A 26,001-nucleotide genomic window follows, 5' to 3' on the forward strand; every position below is an offset into this window, starting at 1 on the left:
TGTTTTATAAATTTGAAAGGTGAGGAATAGCAGTGAAAAAAATAAAAAGATTAATAGAAGTGTTGTTATGCGGAAGTCTGGTATTTTCTTTAGCTGGATGTGATATGATTCAAAAGACTCCAGATGCAAAGAAAAAGTCAGTAGTAGCTACAGTTGATGGGGAAAAGATAACATTAAGTGATGTAGATAAGTTATTGGGTAGCGTTATCTCTCAAATTAAACAACAATACGGACAGGATTTATCAGCAAGCGCAGAAGGTAAAAAAGCTTTAGTAGATCAAAGAACAAATGCATTAAACTCTATATTAGAACAAAAGGTTTGCGCTAAGAAGGCTGTAACACTAAAGATAATGCCAACAGATGCTGATCTAAATAAACAAATAGATGACAAGTTAAAGCAGATAAAAGAAATGTATGAAAATGATGATGCTAAATACAAAGAAGCTTTAAAGGCTGAAAATATGACAGAAGATCAATTAAAGAAAGCTATTAAAGATTCAATTATTACTACTACAGTTAAGCAGAACGTTGTTAAAGATATAAAAGTTACTGATGAAGAAGTACAAAAGTATTATGATACACATAAAGAAACAGATTACTCTAAGGGTGCTGGTGCAGATATGTATCATATACTTGTAGCTACAGAAGATGAAGCTAAAAAAATAAAGAAAGAATTAGATGGTGGTGCTAAATTTGCAGATGAAGCTGCAAAATATGGTACTGATGGAACTAAAACTACAGGTGGTTCCTTAGGATTTGTTCAATATGATGAAGCTAACATGGATAAGGATTTCTTAGCTGGAGCAAAGAAACTTAAAGAAGGTGAAATCTCAAATCCAGTAAAATCTCAATTTGGATATCATATAATAATGGTTAAGAATATAAAGACAGATAAGCACTATCAACCACTTGCTGATGTTAAAGATAAAATAATGAGCACTCTTAAGGACACTAAGAGTACTGCATTATGGAATACTACTTTTAGTGCTTGGAAAACAGAATATAAAGTAACAACTAAGAATGAGAATTTAGCAATATTATACTAAAAATAATTAAAAAAGTATGAATCTATAAAAAGATTCATACTTTTTTAATTTGTATGAAATTATAACCATGAAGTGAATAAAATATATAAATTGATAAATAATATAAGCATACAAACATATAAATAACAAAAGATAATTTTAAGGAGGGACAGCATTAATGAAAGCAACAGGAATTGTTAGACGTATTGATGATTTAGGAAGGGTGGTAATTCCAAAGGAAATAAGAAGAACATTAAGAATAAGGGAAGGAGATCCTCTAGAAATATTTACTGATAGAGAAGGTGGGGTAATCTTAAAAAAATATTCTCCTATAGGTGAGTTGGCTGATTTCTCAAAAGAATATGCTGAAAGCTTGCAACAATCTATTGGACATATTATATTAATCGCTGATAAAGATACATTTATTTCTGTTAGTGGAACTGCAAAAAAGGATTTTTTTGAAAAGAAAATAAGCAGTGAATTAGAAAAAATTATGGAAGACAGAAAGACAGCGAATTTAAGTGATAATGTAATTCCATTATACACAGAAGATTCAGCAGAAGGGAAGTATTCTTCACAAGTTATAGCCCCTATAATAGCTGAAGGTGATGCAATAGGTGCTGTAATAATTCTATCTAAAGAAGCTGGAGAGACTTTTGGAGAGCTAGAAAAGAAGCTTATTGAAACAGCAGCAGCATTTTTAGGAAAACAAATGGAACAATAGTACATAATATTTATTATAAAGTTATTGTAATAATACCTCCAAACTTGAAATAGTAATAAAATAAATAGTAGTTTGGAGGTATTTATGAAAACTCAATCTTTAATAAAAGGAAGTCTTATATTAGGACTAGCAGGAATCTTTACAAGGTTTCTGGGTCTGTTTTTTAGATGGCCATTAATAATGCTTATAGGTGATGAAGGCGTTGGATATTATCAAATGTCGTACCCTTTATATATGTTTTTTGTGGCTTTTGCTTCTGGTATACCAGTAGCAGTATCAAAAATTGTATCTGAAAGAATTGCTGTAGGTGATATAGAAGGAGCTTTTGAAGCGAATAAATCATCAATGAAGTTTATGCTTATATTTGGGACAAGTATGTCGCTTCTTTTATTTTTGGGAGCTCCATATATAGTGAAGATTTTAAAATGGGATCCTAAATCTTATTATTCATTGATTGGTATTTCTTTTGCACCAATAGCAGTATCAGTAATGATGGTTCTAAGGGGATTTTTTCAAGGATTTCAAAATATGAATTATACAGCTGTATCCCAAATAATTGAGCAAATAGGCAGGGTTATAATCGGAGTAGGATTTGCAGTTTTATTCTTTAATAAGGGTATTCAGTATTCAGCAGGAGGAGCGGCCTTTGGTGCTGCTGCAGGAGGAATTCTTGGAAGTGGATATTTAATATATAAATATAAAAAAATTAAAAAAGAATATAATTTAAAAACTGTAAAGAAAAATATTGCAATTATGGACAGGTTCCTAAATATAGCTGTTCCTATAGCAGTAGGGGCTTCTGTGGGAGCTGTAATGAGTTTAATAGATTCAGTGTTGGTTCCACAGGAATTATTAAAAGCAGGGCTTGATTACGTAACTTCAACTATTTTATATGCACAGTTAACAGGAAAGGCTAATGTATTAATAAATATACCGCTAACTTTATCAATGGCATTAAGTGTTTCTCTTATTCCAGTTATATCTAGCAATCATGCTGTTAAGAATAATATCGAGGTAAATAACAAGATATCTTTAGCAATGAAATTTTCAGCTGTTATTGCTATACCATGTTTTCTAGGTTATTATTTCATGGCTGAACCAATAATGAAATTGATATTTCCAGGTAAGTATGATGGATTTATTATACTGAAGTATCTCTCTATATCTATACCATTTATTATCTTTGCACAGACCACTACAGCTATTTTACAGGCATTAGATTATTTAAAGGTTCCGGTTATTAACATGCTGATAGGATGCATGGTTAAGATTATTTTTACAAGTATGCTTGTTCCTATAAAATCTATAAATATATATGGAGCAGTAATTGCATCAATTTTAGCATATGTTGTAGCAGCAATTTTAAATTTAATATTTTTATATATTAAAACTGAATATAGGTGTAATATTTTTGAAAACTTAATTAAGCCAAGCTTGGCCGCTGTAATAATGATATTGTCAGTATTGTTCGTTTATATGAAACTAATTTTTATAACAAGGAATAGCATTGTAGCAACCTTGATTTCTATATTTGTTGGTATTATTATATATGTATTGTTGTTAATATTACTAGGAGTATTTGATTATGATTTTTTAAAGGAGAGATATCTTAAAAGAAATAAATAATATATAAAATTATTTATCTAAACTTAGGAGAGTAAATCTAATTGGCAAAAATATTTTTTTTAGTCAATTAATTAACAATATACAGAAACATTATAGGGAGGATTTCTAATGATAAAAATAGTTGGATTAGGACCAGGAGCTGAAAGTGGATTAACTCTTGGGACGATAAATGCACTTAAAGAAAGTGATTACATTTTTTTAAGAACAGAAAAACATCCTACAGTTGACTATCTACGAGAGTTAGGAATTAAATTTGAAACATATGATTATTCTTACGAAAATAATCAAAGTTTTGATGAGGTATATAAAACGATTGCTGAGGATTTAATTGTTAAAGCAAGGGAAAAAGATTTAGTATATGCAGTTCCAGGGCATCCTTTAGTTGCTGAGAGATCAGTTCTTAACTTGATATCTTTATGTGAAAAAGAGAATATAACCTATGATATACTGCCAGCTGTGAGCTTTGTAGATGCCATTATAGAAGCATTAAAAATAGATCCAATAGAAGGATTGAAAATTATAGATGCTTTTGATATGGAAAATCAAATTATGGATAAGAGAATAGGAACCATTATCACGCAGGTTTATAATCAATTTATAGCATCTGAGGTTAAATTGAAGTTATTAGATTATTACAAAGATGAAACAGAAATTTATTTTATTAGAGCTGCTGGTGTTAAAGGGTTAGAAAGTATAAGGAAGATACCACTTTATGAAATGGATAGACAAGAAGATATAGATTACCTGACATCAATATATATTCCTAAAGATTTAGAAAATAAAAAAGATATATATGATTTGGTGAATCTTGTAGAAGTGTTAAGAGGTGAGAATGGATGTCCTTGGGATAGGGAGCAAACTCATGAAAGTGTAAAAAATGCTCTTTTAGAAGAGAGCTATGAAGTTGTAGATGCTATTGAAAAAGAAGATTATGATGGGATTATAGAAGAACTAGGAGATGTTCTTTTTCAGGTAGTATTCCATTCTGTAATAGGTAAAGAAGAGGCTTACTTTGACTTAAATGATATAGTTGAAGTTGTTCATAATAAAATGGTGAGCAGACATCCGCATGTATTTGGCGAAGCTAATGTGAAGGATACTGAAGGAGTATTAAAAGCATGGGATGAATTAAAGAAAAAAGAAAAATCACTCAACACTGTTACAGATGAATTAAATGCAGTAGCTAAAGCATTACCTGGATTGTTGAGGGCACAGAAGATTCAAAAGAAAGCTTCTAAGGTTGGATTTGATTGGGATAAAGTTGAAGATGTAATTTTAAAGATAGAAGAAGAATTAAAAGAAGTAAAACAGGTATATAATGGTCAAAATGAGGCAAGAATAAAAGATGAAATGGGAGATTTAATATTTGCCTGTGTAAATTTAGCAAGATTTTTAGGAGTTGATAGTGAGGATGCTGTGAAAGGAACTTGTAAAAAATTTATAAAAAGATTTTCTTTTATAGAAGAAGAGGCGATGAAAAAAGGTAATAATATTGAACAAATGACGTTGCAAGAAATGGATAAACTTTGGGAAATAGCAAAAAAACAAGAAAAATAATGGCTAAAGTAGAAGGAATTTTAATATTTTTACAGAATATATACAACTACACGGATAATTTAATGATATAATCTAGTGTAAATTGATAAATATATTTACTAAGCCATTAATTAGATATATAATATGGTAATGTGAATAATAGCACATAGTGCTAAAATAAAGGTTGAATTTAAGGAGGATGTGAACGTGAATAAAGCAGAATTAATCACAAGCATGGCAGAAAAGAGTAATATTACTAAAAAGGATGCAGAGGTTGCATTAAAAGCTTTCATCGAAAGCGTGCAAGATGCATTAGAAAGTGGAGATAAGGTTCAACTAGTTGGGTTTGGAACTTTTGAAACTAGAGAAAGAGCTGCTAGAGAAGGAAGAAATCCTAGAACTAAGGAAGTTATCCAAATAGCTGCATCTAAAGTTCCTGTATTTAAAGCAGGAAAAGAATTTAAAGAAAGAGTTAATAAGTAATTATTTCTCTGTAAAAACCCGAGTTTAACTCGGGTTTTTTTATAATTAGTTTTTGAAGGAGTACTTGTATGAGATTAGATAAATATTTAAAGGTATCTAGAATTATAAAAAGAAGAACTGTAGCTAAAGAAGCATGTGAAGGTGGGAGAGTTTCAATCAATGGCAAACTGGCTAAGCCATCTACAGAGATAAAAGAAGGCGATATTATAGATATTAGATTTGCAAACAAAACTATAAAAGCAGAAATAATTAATATAGCAGAGCATGTTAGAAAAGATGATGCAAAAGAAATGTATAAAATTCTTGAAGGAGAAGAAGATACAGAATAAAGAACTATCTTTGTTTGAATATACAGTAACAACTACTCATATATTTAAATATGTATAGAATATGTAGAATACATATAATGATGAGTGGAGGGTTCAAATGGAAACAAATAAAGATTTAAAAGTTCAAGATAAGAAAAGTAATCTAACCTTAGATAGCAGAAAAAAACTAGTTTTAACAGGTGTTATAGAAGTTTTAAGCTTTGATGATGAAAAAATATTATTAAATACTTGCTTAGGTATGTTAACCATAAAGGGACAGGAGTTGAAAATGAATAAACTAGATGTCCAAAATGGGGATGTAATAATGGTAGGTACCATTAGTTCCTTAGTGTATGCTACTGGTAATGTAAAACCTGAAAAAAAAGACAGCATATTAGCAAGATTATTTAGGTAGGTGATAATTAATGTTATTACCTATGTACATGCAATTTAAGATAATATTATTTGGGTTATTATCGGGAATTATCATTGGTATGTTGTATGATGTCTATAGAATAATTAGAGGAGATAATCTTCCTATTGTTTTTAAGTTTTGTGAGGACATTTTATTTTGGATATTATGTTCAATTATTGTATTTACATTTTTGTTATATAATAATTACGCTATTATGGGTACTTATATATATGTATTATTGCTAGTAGGGGTAATAATATATTTAAAGTTTTTTTCAAAGACTATTTTCAATTTAGAAAGAACCATAGGGAATAGTATTATGAAGTCTGTCAGAATAGCCTATAAAAATATATCGTATGTAATTAGGCTGCTTTTATATAAAAATAAATCAGAGAAAAAATAACTTGAATATATGGTCAATAGTTATTAAAATATTAAGTGTAAATAAGTTATGATTTAAGAGGTAATAATATGAATAAGAAAATTACCGTTAAGAGAGTAGTTATTGCCATTATATTTTGCGTTGTTGCAGTAAGTTTAATAAGACAAAATTCTACTATGAATAAAATACAACAACAAATAACTGAAAAACAAAAACAAATTAATCAGTTGAAAGAATCAAACCAGCAATTGCAGGATGAAGTCAATGAAACTAAAACTGACGCTTTTATTGAAAGAAAGGCTAGGGAAAGGTTAAAAATGATAAAACCTGGTGAAGAAGTAATTGTTCAAGAAAATAGCAATGCAAACGATAAAAAGAATTAGGCTATAGGAATGATTTTTTAGAAACAAAAATAAAAAAGGTTATTATATTAATAACATATATTTAAATTTAAGGAGGAGTCTTTTTAACATGACCTTAGAGGCAGGAAGTATATTAGAAGGAACAATAGTTAATATCACGAATTTCGGAGCATTTGTAGAAGTGGAGGGCAAAACTGGTCTAGTTCATATATCAGAAGTTGCAGATTCTTTCGTAAAAGACATAAAAGAGCATTTGAAGGAACAAGACAAAGTAAAAGTAAAGGTATTAGGTATTGATCCTAATGGTAAAATTAGCTTATCAATAAAGCAAGCTAATCCAGTAAAAAAGAGTGCTAAGCCAGCTGAAATAGATTGGGATTCAGAGAAAAAGAAACAACAATCTTCAGCTAAGTTTGAGGATATAATGTCTAGATTTTTAAAAGATAGTGAAGAAAGATTAGCTGATGTTAAAAAGCATCAGGATTTTAAATCAAAGAGTAGTAAAAAGAATTTTTAATATAAATTTTATGAGGAGCTGTTGCAATGCAATGGCTCCTTATTGCGAATAATATTGATAAAGTGGCGTTATTTATTAGTGTTATGTGGGAAAGGATTTTTTACACAAAATAAAAAATATATAAAAAGTGTTGACAGTATTCGAAGTATGTCATATAATAAAACATGTCGCTAGTGAGTACGGAAATCAGAAATCTGTTAGATGTTGATGAGTAAAGTATTCATGAGTAACAAAGAAATGCCGAAGTGGCGGAACTGGCAGACGCACAGGACTTAAAATCCTGCGATGCTAAAACATCGTACCGGTTCGATTCCGGTCTTCGGCACCAATAACGCGGGGTGGAGCAGTTGGTAGCTCGTCGGGCTCATAACCCGAAGGTCGTAGGTTCAAGTCCTGCCCCCGCAACCAATATGGCGGAATAGCTCAGCTGGCTAGAGCATTCGGTTCATACCCGAAGGGTCGTAGGTTCAAGTCCTATTTCCGCTACCATATTAAAAAAAGAAAATATGCCGAAGTGGCGGAACTGGCAGACGCACAGGACTTAAAATCCTGCGATGCTAAAACATCGTACCGGTTCGATTCCGGTCTTCGGCACCAATAATAACGCGGGGTGGAGCAGTTGGTAGCTCGTCGGGCTCATAACCCGAAGGTCGTAGGTTCAAGTCCTGCCCCCGCAACCATAAGAATTTATCAGGTTGTATTAAGTGTTTTAATACAGCTTTTTTTATTTGTAAAATAGAATTTATGCTATTAACATAATAAAAAATGAACTTTCTATATGCCATATATCTACATGTTTTTGGGATATACCTAAATGATACATAATAGTGTTGACAGCATTCGAAGTATGCCCTATAATAAAATATGTCGCTGATGAGAGTGGTGGATAAAACTCTAATAAATGGCAGTAAGCGTATGCTTATTAAATAACAAAAAAGAAATGCCGAAGTGGCGGAACTGGCAGACGCACAGGACTTAAAATCCTGCGATGCTAAAACATCGTACCGGTTCGATTCCGGTCTTCGGCACCAATAATAACGCGGGGTGGAGCAGTTGGTAGCTCGTCGGGCTCATAACCCGAAGGTCGTAGGTTCAAGTCCTGCCCCCGCAACCAATGTGGCGGAATAGCTCAGCTGGCTAGAGCATTCGGTTCATACCCGAAGGGTCGTAGGTTCAAGTCCTATTTCCGCTACCATATTAAAAAAAGAAAATATGCCGAAGTGGCGGAACTGGCAGACGCACAGGACTTAAAATCCTGCGATGCTAAAACATCGTACCGGTTCGATTCCGGTCTTCGGCACCAATAATAACGCGGGGTGGAGCAGTTGGTAGCTCGTCGGGCTCATAACCCGAAGGTCGTAGGTTCAAGTCCTGCCCCCGCAACCAATATGGCGGAATAGCTCAGCTGGCTAGAGCATTCGGTTCATACCCGAAGGGTCGTAGGTTCAAGTCCTATTTCCGCTACCATAATTAAAAAAAGAAAATATGCCGAAGTGGCGGAACTGGCAGACGCACAGGACTTAAAATCCTGCGATGCTAAAACATCGTACCGGTTCGATTCCGGTCTTCGGCACCAATAGTATAGGATGGAGTAGTTGTTAGTTCTTTAGATTGATAGTCGTAAGATTCTAGCTTGAAATACTCTCCCTACAATGATAAGGCTTAATTATAAAGCTGCATTGAAATTAATTAATAATTTCAATGCAGTTTTTTGTTGTAATTAAAAAATAGGTATATTAGATTATGCATAAAATAAAAAAATAGAACAAAACTTGTTTACAAATATATCCAATATACAAATTTAAGCGACATATTACTCTAATAAAAGTTTTAGTATTAAGAAACATTATTAAATTAAGGTTTATGTTACATTAAGGATAATTATTTGAATATTAGACTTGAAATTCTGAAAGATAAAAAGATATATATAATAATAAAAAAATAGAAATCAATAGAATATGGTCATACGAAAAAAAAAATTCGGCTCATATAATGACATTTATTTCCAATGGGTTTTGTTATAATGTGTTTACATTAGCAGATAGGAGGAAATACAGATATGCAATATGGGGTAGAGGTAGAATCATATAAAAGATTAAGAAAAGAAGATGGTATGAATTATATAGGGGAAGTTACTTCTCCTGTGAAGTTTATTATAGAGGTATTAACGGCATTTTTAATTAGTAGGGTAGTTATTACGCTAGATATAACATCTATAGATAATATAGCACCTTTTGGAATAGCTTTTACTATGGCAATTTTATTAGAAAGAGAAAAGAAAGAGTCTTTATTAGTATTTATGGGAAGTTTGATTGGGTATATATCAATTTATAATAGGAATAGTGAGGATCCGTTATATATAAGCATATTAAGCTTAATGTTAATATTAAAATTGATGCCAATAAAACAATTAAAAAATAATGTAACTGTATTTATTAATTTCTTCATTATAGCCATGACAATGATTTTTTATAGATATTTTGTAAACCATTTTTCAATAGACTCTGTAATATTTATTTCAATAATACAAACTGTACTAATATATCCAATTTACTATATAATACGATTTGCAATAAGATGTTTTGAAGATATAAATACAAATCACTATTTTATTAGTGAAGAAATAATAGCGATGACATTAATACTTTGTTTAGTATTATCAGGAATAGGTGATATTAATGTATATGGAATCAGTATAAAAAATATATTAGCCATAATATTTCTTTTTATAGTTTCTTATTCTTTGGGAGGAACTATAGGAGCAACTGCTGGCGTAATAATGGGGGTAGTTATAGGAATATCTTCAAACAATATGTTGCAGCTAGTTAGCGTGTATGGATTATGTGCGTTTGTAGTAGGTATATTTAAAGATACAGGAAAACTATTTGCATCGATAGCTGGAGTAATTATATATGTAGTATTAAATGTATATGCCAAAACTTTTGATATAAAAATTTTAATTGAAATTACAACTAGCATAATTGTGTTTGCAATCATACCTAAAAATTTTCTGAAGAATATTACAGCTGAACTAGATAACGATGTTAAGGAAGATAAGTTTAATATATTTCATTTTAATAAGCTTAAAGAAGAGTTTTCTGGAAGACTCAATGATTTTACTGAGGTGATATCTTCTATGTCTGTAATTTTAAATGGATTATCAGATAATGAGAAGCTACTATTACAAAGTAAGGGAACAGCGCTTATTGAAAATTTAGGAGATAGAGTATGTTCAAATTGTGATATGAGAAATATATGTTGGCGCAGAGAGTTTCATTCTACTTATACAGAATTTTCACAATTGATTCAAAACTATGAGGAAGGAAATAAGGAATTTCCATTAGCGTTAGAGAAGAAATGTTTAAAGAAATATAATTTAATAAAAAATGCAGAGGAGTTGGTGGAAAATCACATATTAAATGAAGTGTGGAGAAAAAGGTTGAGTGAAGGAAGAAAGATATTGGCTTCACAAATTAATAATATGGCTGTAACTGTAGGTGAATTGGTGGATGATTTCAATAAAGATATAAGTATATGCAGTGATGTTGAAAGAAGCGTATTTAAGGCTTTAAATAGATTTAATATTAAGTATGATGATGTACTTTGTTACAATGATAAAAATGGGAGGTTAAATATAAAAGTTATAATAGATGAATGTGGTGGAGAGCATAAATGTGTTAAAAACATTTTGCCTATTATAAATAATGCAATTGGGGCCAATATGAGTATTGGTGGAGATGGATGTGTAATAGATCCTTCAACTAAAAAATGTACTATTCTTATTGAAGAAACTCCAAAGTTTTATATTTCTTCTTATTCTGCTGTTGCATGTAAGGATGGGGAAAGTTGCACAGGAGATAGTTTTAGTTTTGGTAAAACTAGTGGTGGTAATTATAGTATTATAGTTAGTGATGGTATGGGTTCAGGTCAAGAGGCAGGTGAAGAGAGTAAATCAATTGTGGAACTTATGGAGAAGTTTATAAAGGCTGGATTCTCTAATTTAACTGCTATAAATGCTGTTAATTCAGTTATGACAATGAAATTTTCAGAAGATGAAAAGTTTGCAACACTAGATATGCAAAATATAGATTTATATACAGGCGAAACAAACTTTATTAAGATAGGAGCTGTGGAGAGTTTTATAAAAAAAGCTAAGGGAGTACAGACAATTAGTTCTAAAACATTGCCATTTGGTATTTTAGATAATCCAGATGCAGATATAGTTGAAAAAAAGGTCTCTAATGGGGATATGATAATAACTATTAGTGATGGAATATTGGATGTTGGAACTGAAAAGAGTAACTTTAGATGGCTTGAAGCATTTCTTGAACAAAGTAAAATTAAAAGTCCTAAAGAGTTAGCAATTGAGATTTTAGAACAGGCTAAGGAATTGAATGGTGGTAAAGTTAAAGATGATATGACGGTGGTTGTATCAAAGGTTTATGCAATATAAATTTCATAAAATATTAACACATAATTATTTTAGAAATGTATGATGCTAAGACCATAATACCAAAAAAGATAGGACAGTATAAATGTCCTATTTTTATTTTGATTATTTTACTTTGAGTTGTTTATATGAGAAAATAATGTATAATGAGAATAAACAAATAAAATTAGGATGTGTTTGGCATTGATAAGTAAGGTTGAAGCCTATATAAATCAAAATAAAATGTTTGAAAAAGGACAGAAAATATTAGTTGCTTTATCTGGTGGCCCAGATTCAATTTGTTTAATGCATATATTAATTAATCTAAAGGATAAATATAAATTACAGCTATATGCAGCACATGTTAATCATATGCTTAGAGGGGTAGAAGCTGAAGAGGATGAAAATTATGTTAAGCAATTTTGTACAAAAAATGATGTAAAGTTGTTTGTAAAACGTGTAGATATAAATAAGATTGTTCAAGAAAAAGGAATTTCAACTGAATTAGCAGGAAGAGAAGAAAGGTATAGTTTCTTTGAAGAGATAGTTCAATCAGAAAACATAGATAAGATAGCAATTGCTCATAATTCTAATGATCAAGCAGAAACCATATTAATGAGATTGATAAGAGGAAGTAGCTTGGAAGGAATGGTAGGAATAAGGCCGGTAAGAGAGAATAAGTTTATCAGACCTATTCTTTGTTTAAGTAGAGAAGAAATTGAGAATTATTGTGAAAATAACAATCTATGTCCTAGAATTGATAAAACTAATAATGAAACAGTATATAAGAGAAATAAAATAAGGTTGCAGCTATTACCGTTTCTTAAAGAAAATTTTAACCAAGATATTATAAATACTATAAATAGATTTGGGAAGATCGCTGCTAGGGATAATGAATACCTAGATAAGTTATCAGAAGATATATTAAAAAATAAATATGATAAAAAGGATGCTTATCAAGGAATACTAGATAATGGACTTTTTCAAGAACATGAAGCAATTCTTACGAGATGTATAAAGTATGTCTTAACTGATATTTCTGGAGTTAGTAAAAATTTTGAACAAAAGCATATAGAAAGTATTATAGAGTTGCAAAAGAATAGAACAGGAAGCTCTATAGAACTTCCTAATAATATAATTGTAGTAAATTCTTATGGGAATATTAAAATAATAAATAAATCAATAAAAGAAGTTGAAAACAGAGATAATGATAGGGAAATTAAAGAAGTAATTTTAGAAAATATTTGTGAGCAAGTTTCTGAAGAAGGAATTAATATAAGTTTTAATAAATACAGTATTAATATATCTATCATGGAAAATAAAAATATTGATTTTAAAAATAATAGTTTAATAAAGTATTTTAACTGTGATAATATTAATAATGTAATAATAAGGTACAGAAAAGATGGGGATAAAATTGTTCCTCTGGGGATGACTAATTCCAAGAAACTAAAGGATATATTTATTAATGAGAAGATACCCAAAGATGAAAGAGAGGCTATACCTGTAATCCAATTTGATAATGAGATAGCATGGGTTGTTGGTGTTAAAATAAGTGACTCTTTTAAGGTAAAAGGTAATACAAAAAAAATACTTCAAATAAAATTAGAAGAAAGGAATTAAACTATGAAAGAGGATATACAAGAAATATTAATATCAGAAGAAGCAGTAATCAGTAGAGTTAAGGAATTAGGACAACAGATTAGCAAGGATTATGAAGGGAAAGAACTTTTGGTTGTTGGTGTTCTGAAAGGTTCTGTTGTTTTTGCTGCTGAGTTACTTAAGAATATTACTACACAATGTGAATTAGATTTCATGGCAGTATCGAGTTACGGAAATTCTACAGAAAGTTCAGGAGTAGTAAAAATACTAAAGGATTTAGATAATGATATAAAAGGAAAGCATATATTATTAGTTGAGGATATTGTTGATTCAGGTGTAACTTTAAATTATCTACAAAAGTATCTAAAAGAAAGAAATGCTGAAAGCATAGAAATTGTAACATTACTTAATAAGCCTGCAAGAAGAAAAGTTGATATAGATGTAAAGTATCAAGGTTTTGAAGTTCCTGATGAATTTATCGTGGGTTATGGAATTGATTATGCTGAGAAGTATAGAAATTTACCATACATAGGCATACTAAAAAGATCAGTTTATGAAAAATAACTTAAATGTATATAAACATAAAATTATAAATAACTAGAAGGAGAGGGGGAAAACCCAATGAAGAAATATTCAACTTTAACAACATATGTTCTTGTCAGTGTATTTGTTGTAATAACAGCATTGTTTATATTCAATACAGTGGATACAGGGCAGAATATACCATATAACGAATTCCAACAAAAATGGATTGGTGATGAAGTAAAAAGTATAAATGTAAAAGAAGATAAGATGTTAGTTGAGGGAGTTCTTACCAATGGTCAGACTTTCAACACATATGTACCAATAGATACATTAAATATTCTTATGAAGGATAATTTTAAATCTAATGTAAAAGTGTCATTTCAACCACCTAGCAATATGGGAGTTTGGATGCAGATTTTACCTATGCTATTTATACTGATAATATGTTTAGTAGTTTTCTTTGTGTTCATGCAACAGACTCAAGGCGGTGGCGGTGGAAACCGAGGCGTCATGAATTTTGGTAAGAGTAGAGCTAAAATGGCATTGCCAGATAATAAAAAAGTTACTTTTAAAGATGTTGCAGGAGCAGATGAGGAAAAAACAGAACTTGCTGAAATAGTAGATTTCTTAAAGCAGCCGGATAGGTATATAGAAATGGGAGCAAGAATACCGAAGGGAGTGCTTTTAGTTGGCCCTCCAGGAACAGGTAAGACATTATTAGCAAAAGCTATTGCTGGTGAAGCAGGTGTGCCATTCTTTACGATTTCAGGGTCAGACTTCGTAGAGATGTTTGTTGGTGTTGGGGCATCAAGAGTTAGAGATATGTTCGAGCAAGCTAAGAAAAATCAACCTTGTATTGTTTTTATTGATGAAATAGATGCTGTAGGTAGACAAAGAGGTGCTGGTTACGGCGGAGGTCATGATGAGAGAGAACAAACATTGAATCAACTTCTAGTTGAAATGGATGGATTTGGTGTGAATGAAGGTATCATTATGATAGCTGCTACAAATAGACCTGATGTTTTAGATCCAGCATTATTAAGACCAGGAAGATTTGATAGACAGATAGTGGTAGGAGCACCAGATGTAAAAGGAAGAGAAGAGATTTTGGTAGTTCATACTAAAAATAAACCAATAGGTGATGATGTAGATCTTAGAGTTTTAGCTAAGATAACTCCTGGATTTACAGGCGCTGATATAGAAAACTTAACAAATGAAGCAGCGCTTTTAGCAGTAAGAAGAGATAAGCGTCAAATTAATATGCCAGAATTAGAAGATGCTATGACTAGAGTGACTGTAGGAACAGAGAAAAAGAGTAGAGTTATTAGTGCAGCAGATAAGAGGATTACAGCATATCATGAGGCTGGTCATGCGATTATAATGAGAGTTTTACCAAATGCAGATCCAGTACATGAGATAAGTATAATTCCTAGAGGAATGGCTGCAGGATATACAATGCCATTACCAACAGATGATAGATCTCATATATCGAAGTCTTATTTACTTGATGAGATGGTTAGTCTTTTAGGAGGAAGAGCAGCAGAAAAGTTAGTTATAGGAGATATTAGTGCAGGAGCTAAGAATGATATAGATAGAACTAGTAACATTGCTAGGAAGATGGTCATGGAATACGGTATGAGTGATAAGATAGGTCCAATTTCATTTGGAACTGGCCATGATGAAGTATTTTTAGGTAGAGATTTGGGCAAAGAAAGAAACTTTAGTGAAGAGATAAGCGCTGAAATTGATGCAGAGGTTAAGATGTTCATCGATAATGCTTATGTTCAAGCAGAGAAAATATTAAAAGAAAATATGAATAGACTGCATAGAGTTGCTGAAGCGCTAATTGAAAAAGAAAAGCTTCAAGCAGATGAATTTGAAGAAATATTCCAAAATTCTTAATATGTCAAAATACCCTTTACATTTATTTGTGTAGAGGGTATTTTTTTTTACTTAAAAGTTTTATAATTACATAAGACATATTTGGGGTGTCATTTACTTCTAGATGTTTATAATAAGTTGTACGATTATCTTAAACATAAATCACGTACAAAGAAGTTGTTTTGGCGATAAATAAATGTTATAATTCGAATATAAACAAGTATTTTAAAGATAATGTTCGGGAAAGGCGATTTATAATTGTAAGGAGTGATTGGAGAATGTTTAAAACAGATATTGAAATTGCACAAGGGGCAAAAATGGAGCCAATAGTAAAAATAGCAGAAAAAATAGGGCTATCAGAAGATGATATTGAACTTTATGGCAAGTATAAATGCAAAATTGGATTGGATGTATTGAAGAATGCCGAAAATAAGCAAGACGGAAAATTAGTTTTAGTTACTGCAATAAATCCTACTGCGGCTGGAGAAGGAAAATCTACAGTAACAGTAGGTCTTGGTCAAGCAATGTGGAAGGAAAATAAAAAGGCAGTAATAGCATTAAGAGAGCCATCACTTGGGCCTGTTTTTGGTATTAAAGGAGGAGCTGCTGGTGGTGGATATGCTCAAGTTGTCCCTATGGAAGATATAAATCTTCATTTTACAGGTGATATGCATGCTATAACTAGTACTAATAACCTTCTCGCAGCAGCTATAGATAATCATATTCATCAAGGAAATGTCTTAGGGATAGATTCAAGAAAAATAATTTTTAAAAGAGTTATGGATATGAATGACAGAGCATTAAGACATATAGTTGTAGGACTTGGTGGAAAACCAAATGGTTTTGTAAGAGAAGATGGATTTATGATTACTGTTGCTTCAGAAATTATGGCAATCCTATGTTTATCTACAAGTTTAAGTGACTTAAAAGAAAGAATGGGAAATATATTAGTAGCACATAACTATGAAGGAAATCCAGTGTATGCTAAAGATTTAGGGGTACAGGGAGCTATGGCTTTACTTATGAAGGATGCTATAAAACCTAACTTGGTTCAAACTTTAGAGAATACACCTGCAATTATTCATGGGGGACCTTTTGCTAATATAGCTCACGGCTGTAATTCTATAATTGCTACAAAGATGGCATTGAAATTAGGTGATGTAGCAGTTACAGAAGCAGGTTTTGGCGCTGATCTTGGAGCAGAAAAGTTCTTTGATATTAAGTGCAGATATGGTGGCTTAAAGCCGGATTGTGTAGTTTTGGTAGCTACAGTTAGAGCTTTAAAGAATCATGGCGGAGTTAAAAAAGAAGATTTAGGCGCAGAAAATTTAGAAGCATTATCAAAGGGAATTGCTAACTTAGAAAAACAAATTGAAAACATTAAGAAGTTTAACGTGCCAGTAGTTGTAGCAATAAATAAGTTTATAGCAGACAGTGAAGCTGAATTGAAATATATTGAAGATTTCTGTAAAGAAAGAAATGTAAAAGTTTCTTTATCTGAAGTTTGGGAAAAAGGTGGAGAAGGTGGAAGAGATCTTGCAAGAAAAGTACTTCAAACCATGGAAGAAGAAAAATCAAATTTCTCAGTATTATATGATGAAAAAGATAGCATAAAAGATAAGATATCAACTATAGCTAAAGAAATATATGGAGCAGCAGGAGTATCATTTACTGGAGCAGCTCAAAAACAGATTAAAGAAATTGAAAGCTTCAATTTAGATAAACTACCAATCTGTGTGGCAAAAACTCAGTATTCATTATCAGATAATCCATCACTTCTTGGTAGACCAGAAGGTTTTGAAATAACTGTTCAGGAAGTTAGAGTATCAAATGGAGCAGGATTCATAGTGGTTCAAACAGGTAGCATAATGACAATGCCTGGATTACCAAAGGCTCCAGCAGCAAATAAGATGGATATATTAGAAAGTGGAGAGATAGTAGGATTGTTTTAATAGGTATATATTCACCATAAAAAGAGAATATATAATGTATAATAATATATAATCAAACTTGATTTAAAAATATGTATTTTAGGGGTTATTTTAACCCCTAATTTTTTCATGATAAATGAACTTGACAAAAAGTACTAACCTGTTAAAATTAAAATGATAAAAATTTAACTAAAAGAAAAGTATTTTCTGCAATGAAATTTGAATGTAGCCAAAAAGGCTACTTTTAATTATATTAAGGTGGTGTAAATGTTGGTTCTATTAGTAGATGTAGGCAACACAAATATAGTTTTGGGAGTGCATAGTAATAATGAGTTTATTACAAGCTGGAGAATATCAACAGATTCAAAAAAGACATCAGATGAATATTCTATCCAAGTAATGCAATTATTTCACAATGCAAAGATAGATCCAAATGAAATAGAAGGGGTTATTATTTCTTCAGTTGTCCCAAATATAATGTATTCTTTTGAGCATATGATAAGAAAATGCTTTAAGCAAGAACCTATAATAGTAGGTCCAGGGGTAAAGACAGGGATAAATATTAAATATGATAATCCAAAGGAAGTTGGTGCTGATAGAATAGTAAATGCAGTAGCAGCTCATGAAATATATAAGAGACCAACAATTATAATAGATTTTGGAACAGCCACAACCTTTTGTGCTTTAACTAAGAAGGGAAATTATTTAGGTGGTAACATATGTCCAGGAATTAGAATAGCTTCTGATGCATTGTTTGAAAGAGCTGCTAAATTACCAAGAGTTGAATTAGAGAAGCCAGGCAATGTGATTTGTAAAACAACCATTAGCAGTATGCAAGCAGGTATAATTTACGGATACATAGGGCAAGTAGAGTATATAGTAAAAAGAATGAAAAAGGAAATGATGGATTTAGGAGAAGAAAATCCATTTGTATTAGCTACAGGAGGTCTTGCAAAATTAATAGCAAGTGAAACTGAAGTTATAGATAAGGTAGATACTAATCTTACTTTAGAAGGTCTTAGAATTTTGTATGAAAAAAATAGGGAGTAAGGCTAAATATGAAAATAGCAAATTTAGAATTTGAAAATAATGTATTTTTAGCTCCTATGGCAGGTGTAACCGACATATCTTTTAGAGGTTTATGCAAGGAAATGGGATGTGGACTTGTATATACTGAGATGGTTAGTGCAAAGGCCTTATATTATGAAAGTCAAAATACAAAAGAACTTATGAGGGTAGCAGATGAAGAAAAACCAGTGGCTATCCAAATGTTTGGCAATGATCCTAAGATAATGGCTTATGTAACTGAAAAATATTTTAATGAGAATGATAATTTTTGCATTGTTGATATTAATATGGGTTGTCCTGCACCTAAGATAGTTAAAAATGGAGAAGGTTCTGCATTAATGAAAAGTCCATGGTTAGCTTATGATATAGTATCAGCAGTGAAAAAGGTATCTAATAAACCTGTGACAGTAAAGTTTAGGAAAGGGTTTACTGCAGATACAGTTAATGCAGTAGAATTTGCTAAAATTATGGAAGATGCAGGTGCAGATGTCATAGCGGTTCATGGAAGAACAAGAGAGCAGATGTATGAAGGAAAGGCAGACTGGGATATAATAGGTGAAGTTAAGAATAAAGTGAAAATACCTGTTATAGGAAATGGTGATGTTTTCACTCCGGAAGATGCTCTTAGTCTAAAACAGCTTACTAATTGCGATGGAATAATGGTGGCAAGAGGAAGCATGGGCAATCCTTGGATATTCAAACAAATACTTCAGAAGATAAGTGGAGAAGAAGTAATATATCCAGAAGCTTGGGAAAAGATTGATATGGCTATAAGGCATTATGAGTTATCATTAAAGTATGATGGTGAACATAAGGCTGTACGAGAGATGCGTAAACATGCAGCTTGGTATATCAAAGGACTTAAAAATTGTACAGATATTAAAGAAGAAATTAATAAACAAAATGATAGTGAAGAAGTAAGAAAGATACTGTTAGATTATAAGAATTATTTAAAAAATAATTTTGAAAGTAAGAATTAATGTAATGAACATAGAATAATCTATTAACATATAAATGTGAATTTCCTTCTTTCAATATAATTGAGTATATATTAATAGTTAGTTGACAGATAAAATTCACTGATTTATAATAGGTAAAATAAGTTTACAATAGAGTAATTTGCACTAATTAAACATTATTTTATTTATATTATAAAGTAAAATTATAGAGCATAATTGTCAAAGGGGAGAATAATATGAGCGAACAAAAAAAATATGTTATGACATATGAAGGTGTAAAAAAATTAGAGAATGAATTAGAATATTTAAAGACTACAAAAAGAAAAGAAATAACAGAGAAGATTAAAGTTGCACTTGGTTATGGAGATTTAAGTGAAAATTCAGAGTATGATGAAGCAAAGAATGACCAAGCGTTTACAGAAGGAAGAATTCTTCAAATAGAGAATATGTTAAAAAATGCTACAGTTGTAGATGAATCAGAAATACCTACAGATACAGTTGTTGTAGGCTCAAAAGTTAAAGTTTATGATTACGAATTTGAAGAAGAAGTGGTATACTCAATAGTGGGTTCTGCTGAAGCAGATCCAATGGAATATAAAATTTCAAATGAGTCACCAGTTGGAAGTGCTCTAATTGGTAAAAAAGTAGATGATGAAATAGAAGTAGTTGTTCCAGGTGGAACTTCAAAATTTAAGGTTTTAGAAATTAGAAGAGATTAATTAGGAAGGATGTATTCAAATGGATAATGAAGAGATAAACTTAAGTGAGTTGGAAGCTCAATTTAATGAGCAGGAGAGAATAAGAAGAGAGAAATTAGTTTCACTACAACAAGCAGGAAAAGATCCTTTTGATGTTTACAAAGTAGAAAAAACTCATAATTCAGAACAAATAAAAGGCAATTTTGAAACTTTAGAAAATCAAGTAGTCACAGTTGCGGGTAGACTTATGTCTAAAAGAGGTCAAGGTAAGGTTATTTTTGCTGACTTACAAGACAGAGATGGAAAAATACAATTATTTTTAAAGATTAATGATGTTGGAGAAGAAAATCTTAAAGAATTTAAGACTTATGATTTGGGAGACTGGGTTAGTGCAGAAGGAACAGTTTTTAGAACTAAAGCTGGGGAAGTTTCTGTACACGTAACAGGTTTTCAATTAATTTCTAAATCATTAAAGCCATTACCAGAAAAGTGGCATGGATTAAAGGATCCAGATTTAAGATACAGACAAAGGGAAGTTGACTTAATTACTAATCCAGAAGTTAAGAGTACTTTCTATAAGAGATTTAAAATTATCCAAGGTATAAGAGAATTCCTTGATAATAGAGGATTTATTGAAGTTGAAACTCCTATATTAACAACAATAGCTAGTGGAGCATCTGCTAGACCATTTGTAACTCATCATAATACGTTAGATATGGATATGTACCTAAGAATAGCTACAGAATTACATTTAAAGAGATGTATAGTAGGTGGTTTCGAAAAGGTATATGATCTTGGAAGAAACTTCAGAAATGAAGGAATGGATGTAAGACACAATCCAGAATTCACTATGATAGAATTATATCAAGCTTTTGCTGATTATAATGATATGATGGATATAATGGAGAATGTTGCTGCATATGCTTGTGAAAAAGTAAATGGAACAACAAAGATTACTTATCAAGGAACTGAAATAGACATGACTCCACCATGGAGAAGAATAACTATGGTTGATGCAGTTAAAGAATATGCTGGCATAGACTATAACAGCATAAAGGATGATGCTGAAGCTCAACAAATTGCTAAAGAAAAGAGATTAGAGTTTAAGAAGGATTTAAGTACTGTAACTAAGGGTGAAGTTTTAAATGCTCTATTTGAAGAATTCTGTGAAGATAAAATGATTCAACCAACATTTATAGTTGATTATCCAGTTGAAATATCACCTCTTACAAAGAAAAAGAGAGGAAATGAAGAATTTACAGAAAGATTTGAAGGATTTATATACGGTAGAGAAGTATGTAATGCATACTCAGAATTAAATGATCCTATAGTCCAAAGAGATAGATTTGCTCAACAAGAGAAAGAAAGAGAACTTGGAGATGATGAAGCTTATGAAATAGATGAAGATTTCATGAGTGCATTAGAAACAGGTATGCCTCCAACAGGTGGTTTAGGTTTTGGAGTAGATAGATTGGTTATGATATTAACTGATTCTGCATCAATAAGAGATGTTATACTATTCCCAACAATGAAGGTAATTCAATAATTAAGTTTATGAATAACAACCTATAGAGCTTGACATAATATAATCATTGAGCGCTATAGGTTGTTTTTGCAATATATTGTGGCTAACTACAAACATATTAAATTGTTTGAAAATTCTTTTAAAAACCTATTGCATTTGCAAATTTAGATGCTATAATTAAAAATGTAAGTAATATTCCGCGATAGCTCAACGGTGGAGCACTCGGCTGTTAACCGATAGGTTGGAGGTTCGAATCCTCTTCGCGGAGCCATTATTTTATTAGAAAGTTGATTTAAAGATATTAAGTATCCTTAAATCAGCTTTTTGTTTTGAGAAATTATAAAGCTTGTAGGTTATTATGCTTTAGATTGAATTTTATGTCGTCAAATTTAAACAGAAGATAGACGGCACAATATATTTGTGACTTTAATTTTTTAATGGATTTAGAAGTGTAAGCTTATAAAAATTAAATTGATATGTTGCGATATTAAAAAGTGTGTTTAAATAAAACCACTGTATTGACATATATAACTAATTGATTTACAATGTTAGATATAATTTAATATACACGATGATAAGGAAGAGTACTTATAAGATTTTTTAAGAAAGATGATGGGTGATGTGAATCATTAAAAGATTATAGGGAAGGGAACTTTTGAGTGTAAGTAGTTGAGAGATGGGCTAAAGCCAAAAAGGGTGGAACCGCGGAAATTTTTTCGTCCCTTAAGCTTGAGGTCTTTTTTTTATTGGCAAAATTAAAATAAATTAATTTAATAATATTGGAGGTAGTAAAAATGGCAGTAGAAAAAACTATGGATAAGATAGTAGCTCTTTGTAAAAATAGAGGTTTTATATTCCCAGGGTCAGATATTTACGGTGGATTGGCAAACTCATGGGATTACGGTCCTTTAGGAGTGGAATTCAAGAATAACGTAAAAAAAGCATGGTGGAGAAAGTTTGTTCAAGAAAGTCCATATAATGTTGGAGTTGATTGTGCAATTTTAATGAATAGTGAAGTTTGGGTTGCTACAGGTCATGTTGGAGGATTCTCAGATCCATTAATGGATTGTAAGGAATGTAAAACAAGATATAGAGCTGATAAAATTGTAGAAGATTTTATGACAGCACAAGGTGCAGAAGTAGCATCAGCAGATGGATGGTCAAATGAACAATTAATGCAATACATTAAAGACAACAACATAGTATGTCCAAAGTGTGGAAAGTTAAATTACACTGATATTAGAAAGTTCAACTTAATGTTTAAGACATTCCAAGGTGTAACAGAAGATGCTAAATCAGAGATTTATTTAAGACCTGAAACAGCTCAAGGTATATTTGTTAACTTTAAGGCTGTTCAAAGATCATCAAGAAAGAAAGTACCATTTGGTATTGCTCAAGTTGGTAAGTCTTTTAGAAATGAAATAACACCAGGAAACTTTACATTTAGAACAAGAGAATTTGAGCAAATGGAATTAGAATTCTTCTGCAAACCAGGTACAGATTTAGAATGGTTTGATTACTGGAGAGCATATTGCAAGAACTTCTTATTATCTTTAGGCGTAAATGAATCAAACCTAAGATTAAGAGATCATGCTAAGGAAGAATTATCATTCTATTCAAAAGCTACAACTGATATAGAATATCTATTCCCATTTGGTTGGGGTGAACTTTGGGGCGTAGCAGATAGAACTGACTATGACTTAATGAGACATCAAGAACATTCAGGTCAAGATATGAGTTACCTTGATCCAACAACTAATGAAAAATATGTTCCATATTGTATAGAACCATCATTGGGTGCAGATAGAGCAGCATTAGCAATTTTAATAGATGCTTATGATGAAGAGGAATTAGAAGGTGGAGATATAAGAACAGTATTACATTTACATCCTTCTATAGCACCATATAAGGCAGCTATATTACCACTTTCTAAAAAGCTTTCAGAAGAAGCTACAGAAGTTTATGCTAAATTAAGCAAGAAGTTTAATTTAGAGTTTGATGAAACTGGAAGTATAGGAAAGAGATATAGACGACAAGATGAAATCGGAACACCTTTCTGTATTACAGTGGATTTTGATACATTAGAAGATAAATCTGTAACTGTAAGAGATAGAGATACAATGGAACAAGTAAGAATAAAGATTGATGAGTTAGAAAGCTATATTGAAAGCAGATTAGACTTCTAATATTTTTAAAGAGATTCCATTTTGTAAAAGTGGAATCTCTTTGTATATATGTGTGCAAGATGTAAAGAATATGTAAGGTAGTGCTTGTTTATAATTTATGTTTTTCCGAGGTTAATAAGTTATAAGGATTGAAATGGAACAGGTACATTTAAGATGATATAATCATAAATATAAAAATATATAAATATTTTTATATTTATATATTCTTATGTTTATAGAAAACAAGCATCCGAAAATAAATAACAAGTCCAACTAGTGTATTGATTTACTTGTTTTTTGGAGTTGGCTAAATGAAATGAATATATGTGGAGGGTTAATATGAGAAAAGATTTTAATGAATTTAAGGAATATATTGCTGGCAAAAAGGTAGCTGTAGTAGGGATAGGAGTAAGTAACATCCCTCTTATTAATTTTTTACTAAAGCTAGGAGCTAAAGTAACTGCTTTTGATAAAAAGACAAAAGAGCAATTAGGTGAAGTATCAGTAGATTTTGAAACTAAAGGTGTAGTTTTAGTGTTGGGTGAAAATTATTTAGATAATTTAAGTGGTTTTGACGTTGTGTTTAAAACACCTTCTATGAGAATAGACTGTGATGCTTTAGTTAAGGTTAAAAATGAAGGATCCTACATAACATCAGAAATGGAGGAGTTCACTAGGTATTGTAAAGCTAAAATATATGGAATTACAGGTAGTGATGGAAAAACCACAACTACTACAATTATATCAAAATTATTGAAAGAACAAGGGTTTAAAACTTGGGTTGGGGGCAATATAGGAACTCCTTTGTTTTCAAATATCGAAGAAATATCAGCAGAAGATAAAGTCGTACTAGAACTTTCAAGTTTTCAACTTATGACTATGAATACTCAAATGGATGTGGCAATTGTAACTAATATGAGTCCAAATCATTTAGATATGCATAAAGATATGAATGAGTATATAGAAGCAAAAAAGAACATTTTTAAATATCAAAATGATACAGATGTGCTTATTGTTAATAGAGAAAATCAAATTGCTTATGGATTTGCAAAAGAAGCAAAAGGGAAAGTGTTAGAATTTAGTTCAAAGAGAGAAATTGAAAATGGAGCTTACTATAAAGATGGTATATTGTATGTGGATAATAAGGCAGTATGCAAAGCAGAGGATATAATCATAAGAGGTATGCATAATGTAGAAAATTATTTAGCTGCTTTTGCAGCAACATATGATTGTGTATCAATTGAAACTATGAAGAAGGTTGCTGAAAGTTTTGGTGGTGTTGAACACAGATGTGAATTTGTAAGAGAGTTAGATAATGTTAAATACTATAATGATTCTATAGCATCAACTCCTACAAGAACTTTAGCAGGATTAAAAGCTTTTGATCAAAAGGTTATTTTGATAGCAGGTGGATATGACAAGCATATATCTTTTGAGCCTCTAGCAACAGAGGGATATAGTAAGATAAAGCATTTAGTCTTACTTGGAGCAACAAAGGAAAAGATAAAGGCTGAATTTGATAAACTTAATGCTAGGGGGATCCATATACCTATGACAATAGTTGAAAATTTAGATGAGGCTGTACTTGCATGTAAAAAAGTAGCTGAAGATGGAGACATAGTATACCTTTCAACAGCTTGTGCAAGTTTTGATATGTTCCCTAATTTTGAGGTTAGAGGAAATAAGTTTAAAGATATAGTTAACAGTCTTTAATTATAACAAAAGTTATTTATATAAAACCTGAGCCGACTGTAATAAAATTAGATGCTTATATAAAGTGAAAAAGCAACAGTGTAGTTTAAATCAAAGATTTTAACTATGCTGTTGCTTTTTATGTTTA

Annotated in this window: 21 protein-coding genes and 13 tRNA genes; all 34 read left to right on the plus strand. The window is 31.1% G+C overall.

What is annotated here, in order from left to right:
* The first annotated feature begins 32 nt into the window (after positions 1 to 32).
* The 34 genes from OCU47_RS20180 (at position 33) to murD (ending at position 25,874) form a co-directional block, all read left to right on the plus strand.
* On the plus strand, positions 33 to 1,046 hold the full coding sequence (locus tag OCU47_RS20180) for a peptidylprolyl isomerase (RefSeq protein ID WP_261830370.1): 1,014 nt from the start codon (positions 33 to 35) through the stop codon (positions 1,044 to 1,046).
* 157 nt (positions 1,047 to 1,203) lie between these two features.
* A complete protein-coding gene (gene spoVT, locus OCU47_RS20185) occupies positions 1,204 to 1,749 on the plus strand; it encodes a stage V sporulation protein T (protein ID WP_261830371.1) in 546 nt (181 codons plus the stop codon).
* Between the two features lie 84 nt (positions 1,750 to 1,833).
* The gene (locus OCU47_RS20190) at positions 1,834 to 3,375 is read left to right on the plus strand and encodes a putative polysaccharide biosynthesis protein (protein WP_261830372.1); all 1,542 of its coding nucleotides are present in this window, start codon (positions 1,834 to 1,836) and stop codon (positions 3,373 to 3,375) included.
* Positions 3,376 to 3,483: 108 nt separating this feature from the next.
* On the plus strand, positions 3,484 to 4,932 hold the full coding sequence (gene yabN, locus OCU47_RS20195; RefSeq protein ID WP_261830373.1) for a bifunctional methyltransferase/pyrophosphohydrolase YabN: 1,449 nt from the start codon (positions 3,484 to 3,486) through the stop codon (positions 4,930 to 4,932).
* A gap of 156 nt (positions 4,933 to 5,088) precedes the next feature.
* Entirely contained in the window at positions 5,089 to 5,394 is a 306-nt protein-coding gene (locus OCU47_RS20200) for an HU family DNA-binding protein (RefSeq protein ID WP_261830659.1), read from the plus strand.
* A 68-nt stretch (positions 5,395 to 5,462) separates the two neighbouring features.
* Positions 5,463 to 5,723 carry an RNA-binding S4 domain-containing protein gene (locus tag OCU47_RS20205; protein ID WP_261830374.1) on the plus strand — a complete coding sequence of 87 codons (261 nt, stop codon included), beginning with the start codon at positions 5,463 to 5,465 and terminating at the stop codon, positions 5,721 to 5,723.
* A 97-nt stretch (positions 5,724 to 5,820) separates the two neighbouring features.
* Positions 5,821 to 6,117 carry a sporulation protein YabP gene (gene yabP, locus OCU47_RS20210; RefSeq protein ID WP_261830375.1) on the plus strand — a complete coding sequence of 99 codons (297 nt, stop codon included), beginning with the start codon at positions 5,821 to 5,823 and terminating at the stop codon, positions 6,115 to 6,117.
* Between the two features lie 28 nt (positions 6,118 to 6,145).
* On the plus strand, positions 6,146 to 6,520 hold the full coding sequence (gene yabQ / locus OCU47_RS21835; protein ID WP_376778064.1) for a spore cortex biosynthesis protein YabQ: 375 nt from the start codon (positions 6,146 to 6,148) through the stop codon (positions 6,518 to 6,520).
* A gap of 68 nt (positions 6,521 to 6,588) precedes the next feature.
* Positions 6,589 to 6,882, plus strand: a complete 294-nt coding sequence (ftsL, locus tag OCU47_RS20215) for a cell division protein FtsL (RefSeq protein ID WP_261830376.1) — start codon at positions 6,589 to 6,591, stop codon at positions 6,880 to 6,882.
* A gap of 88 nt (positions 6,883 to 6,970) precedes the next feature.
* A complete protein-coding gene (locus tag OCU47_RS20220; RefSeq protein WP_261830377.1) occupies positions 6,971 to 7,378 on the plus strand; it encodes a S1 domain-containing RNA-binding protein in 408 nt (135 codons plus the stop codon).
* Positions 7,379 to 7,617: 239 nt separating this feature from the next.
* A tRNA-Leu gene (locus OCU47_RS20225) sits at positions 7,618 to 7,706 on the plus strand.
* 4 nt (positions 7,707 to 7,710) lie between these two features.
* Positions 7,711 to 7,786, plus strand: a tRNA-Met gene (locus tag OCU47_RS20230).
* Between the two features lie 4 nt (positions 7,787 to 7,790).
* Positions 7,791 to 7,867 (plus strand) — tRNA-Met (locus OCU47_RS20235).
* A gap of 19 nt (positions 7,868 to 7,886) precedes the next feature.
* Positions 7,887 to 7,975, plus strand: a tRNA-Leu gene (locus OCU47_RS20240).
* A 7-nt stretch (positions 7,976 to 7,982) separates the two neighbouring features.
* Positions 7,983 to 8,058, plus strand: a tRNA-Met gene (locus tag OCU47_RS20245).
* A gap of 262 nt (positions 8,059 to 8,320) precedes the next feature.
* Positions 8,321 to 8,409: transfer RNA gene (locus tag OCU47_RS20250), tRNA-Leu, on the plus strand.
* Between the two features lie 7 nt (positions 8,410 to 8,416).
* A tRNA-Met gene (locus OCU47_RS20255) sits at positions 8,417 to 8,492 on the plus strand.
* A gap of 4 nt (positions 8,493 to 8,496) precedes the next feature.
* Positions 8,497 to 8,573 (plus strand) — tRNA-Met (locus tag OCU47_RS20260).
* Between the two features lie 19 nt (positions 8,574 to 8,592).
* Positions 8,593 to 8,681 (plus strand) — tRNA-Leu (locus tag OCU47_RS20265).
* Positions 8,682 to 8,688: 7 nt separating this feature from the next.
* Positions 8,689 to 8,764, plus strand: a tRNA-Met gene (locus tag OCU47_RS20270).
* A gap of 4 nt (positions 8,765 to 8,768) precedes the next feature.
* Positions 8,769 to 8,845 (plus strand) — tRNA-Met (locus OCU47_RS20275).
* Positions 8,846 to 8,865: 20 nt separating this feature from the next.
* A tRNA-Leu gene (locus OCU47_RS20280) sits at positions 8,866 to 8,954 on the plus strand.
* 483 nt (positions 8,955 to 9,437) lie between these two features.
* A complete protein-coding gene (spoIIE, locus tag OCU47_RS20285; protein WP_261830378.1) occupies positions 9,438 to 11,831 on the plus strand; it encodes a stage II sporulation protein E in 2,394 nt (797 codons plus the stop codon).
* Positions 11,832 to 12,011: 180 nt separating this feature from the next.
* Positions 12,012 to 13,430: a tRNA lysidine(34) synthetase TilS gene (tilS, locus tag OCU47_RS20290; protein ID WP_261830379.1), complete on the plus strand. Its 1,419-nt coding sequence runs from the start codon at positions 12,012 to 12,014 to the stop codon at positions 13,428 to 13,430.
* Between the two features lie 3 nt (positions 13,431 to 13,433).
* The gene (gene hpt, locus OCU47_RS20295; protein ID WP_261830380.1) at positions 13,434 to 13,973 is read left to right on the plus strand and encodes a hypoxanthine phosphoribosyltransferase; all 540 of its coding nucleotides are present in this window, start codon (positions 13,434 to 13,436) and stop codon (positions 13,971 to 13,973) included.
* A gap of 57 nt (positions 13,974 to 14,030) precedes the next feature.
* On the plus strand, positions 14,031 to 15,836 hold the full coding sequence (ftsH, locus tag OCU47_RS20300; protein WP_261830381.1) for an ATP-dependent zinc metalloprotease FtsH: 1,806 nt from the start codon (positions 14,031 to 14,033) through the stop codon (positions 15,834 to 15,836).
* Between the two features lie 257 nt (positions 15,837 to 16,093).
* Positions 16,094 to 17,767 carry a formate--tetrahydrofolate ligase gene (locus tag OCU47_RS20305; protein ID WP_261830382.1) on the plus strand — a complete coding sequence of 558 codons (1,674 nt, stop codon included), beginning with the start codon at positions 16,094 to 16,096 and terminating at the stop codon, positions 17,765 to 17,767.
* Between the two features lie 249 nt (positions 17,768 to 18,016).
* Positions 18,017 to 18,796: a type III pantothenate kinase gene (locus OCU47_RS20310; RefSeq protein WP_261830660.1), complete on the plus strand. Its 780-nt coding sequence runs from the start codon at positions 18,017 to 18,019 to the stop codon at positions 18,794 to 18,796.
* A gap of 8 nt (positions 18,797 to 18,804) precedes the next feature.
* Positions 18,805 to 19,794 (plus strand): tRNA dihydrouridine synthase DusB, encoded by a 990-nt coding sequence (gene dusB / locus OCU47_RS20315; RefSeq protein WP_261830383.1) that lies wholly within the window; start codon positions 18,805 to 18,807, stop codon positions 19,792 to 19,794.
* Between the two features lie 215 nt (positions 19,795 to 20,009).
* The gene (gene greA / locus OCU47_RS20320; RefSeq protein ID WP_261830384.1) at positions 20,010 to 20,492 is read left to right on the plus strand and encodes a transcription elongation factor GreA; all 483 of its coding nucleotides are present in this window, start codon (positions 20,010 to 20,012) and stop codon (positions 20,490 to 20,492) included.
* A 19-nt stretch (positions 20,493 to 20,511) separates the two neighbouring features.
* A complete protein-coding gene (gene lysS, locus OCU47_RS20325) occupies positions 20,512 to 22,017 on the plus strand; it encodes a lysine--tRNA ligase (protein WP_261830385.1) in 1,506 nt (501 codons plus the stop codon).
* 175 nt (positions 22,018 to 22,192) lie between these two features.
* Positions 22,193 to 22,267, plus strand: a tRNA-Asn gene (locus OCU47_RS20330).
* A gap of 523 nt (positions 22,268 to 22,790) precedes the next feature.
* On the plus strand, positions 22,791 to 24,182 hold the full coding sequence (locus OCU47_RS20335) for a glycine--tRNA ligase (RefSeq protein ID WP_261830386.1): 1,392 nt from the start codon (positions 22,791 to 22,793) through the stop codon (positions 24,180 to 24,182).
* 318 nt (positions 24,183 to 24,500) lie between these two features.
* Complete coding sequence (murD, locus tag OCU47_RS20340) at positions 24,501 to 25,874, plus strand: UDP-N-acetylmuramoyl-L-alanine--D-glutamate ligase (RefSeq protein ID WP_261830387.1); 1,374 nt, start codon at positions 24,501 to 24,503, stop codon at positions 25,872 to 25,874.
* Positions 25,875 to 26,001: the final 127 nt, after the last annotated feature.

The sequence above is a fragment of the Clostridium sp. TW13 genome, from assembly GCF_024345225.1.
Taxonomy (GTDB): domain Bacteria; phylum Bacillota; class Clostridia; order Clostridiales; family Clostridiaceae; genus Inconstantimicrobium; species Inconstantimicrobium mannanitabidum.

Excerpts from the sequence above, each read along its gene's own strand:
- greA (WP_261830384.1), top strand. The coding sequence starts at position 20,010 with ATGAGCGAACAAAAAAAATATGTTATGACATATGAAGGTGTAAAAAAA.
- murD (WP_261830387.1), top strand. The coding sequence starts at position 24,501 with ATGAGAAAAGATTTTAATGAATTTAAGGAATATATTGCTGGCAAAAAG.
- yabP (WP_261830375.1), top strand. The coding sequence starts at position 5,821 with ATGGAAACAAATAAAGATTTAAAAGTTCAAGATAAGAAAAGTAATCTA.
- OCU47_RS20205 (WP_261830374.1), top strand. The coding sequence starts at position 5,463 with ATGAGATTAGATAAATATTTAAAGGTATCTAGAATTATAAAAAGAAGA.
- lysS (WP_261830385.1), top strand. The coding sequence starts at position 20,512 with ATGGATAATGAAGAGATAAACTTAAGTGAGTTGGAAGCTCAATTTAAT.
- ftsH (WP_261830381.1), top strand. The coding sequence starts at position 14,031 with ATGAAGAAATATTCAACTTTAACAACATATGTTCTTGTCAGTGTATTT.
- spoVT (WP_261830371.1), top strand. The coding sequence starts at position 1,204 with ATGAAAGCAACAGGAATTGTTAGACGTATTGATGATTTAGGAAGGGTG.
- yabN (WP_261830373.1), top strand. The coding sequence starts at position 3,484 with ATGATAAAAATAGTTGGATTAGGACCAGGAGCTGAAAGTGGATTAACT.
- OCU47_RS20305 (WP_261830382.1), top strand. The coding sequence starts at position 16,094 with ATGTTTAAAACAGATATTGAAATTGCACAAGGGGCAAAAATGGAGCCA.
- OCU47_RS20335 (WP_261830386.1), top strand. The coding sequence starts at position 22,791 with ATGGCAGTAGAAAAAACTATGGATAAGATAGTAGCTCTTTGTAAAAAT.
- OCU47_RS20190 (WP_261830372.1), top strand. The coding sequence starts at position 1,834 with ATGAAAACTCAATCTTTAATAAAAGGAAGTCTTATATTAGGACTAGCA.
- spoIIE (WP_261830378.1), top strand. The coding sequence starts at position 9,438 with ATGCAATATGGGGTAGAGGTAGAATCATATAAAAGATTAAGAAAAGAA.
- hpt (WP_261830380.1), top strand. The coding sequence starts at position 13,434 with ATGAAAGAGGATATACAAGAAATATTAATATCAGAAGAAGCAGTAATC.
- yabQ (WP_376778064.1), top strand. The coding sequence starts at position 6,146 with ATGCAATTTAAGATAATATTATTTGGGTTATTATCGGGAATTATCATT.
- ftsL (WP_261830376.1), top strand. The coding sequence starts at position 6,589 with ATGAATAAGAAAATTACCGTTAAGAGAGTAGTTATTGCCATTATATTT.
- OCU47_RS20220 (WP_261830377.1), top strand. The coding sequence starts at position 6,971 with ATGACCTTAGAGGCAGGAAGTATATTAGAAGGAACAATAGTTAATATC.
- dusB (WP_261830383.1), top strand. The coding sequence starts at position 18,805 with ATGAAAATAGCAAATTTAGAATTTGAAAATAATGTATTTTTAGCTCCT.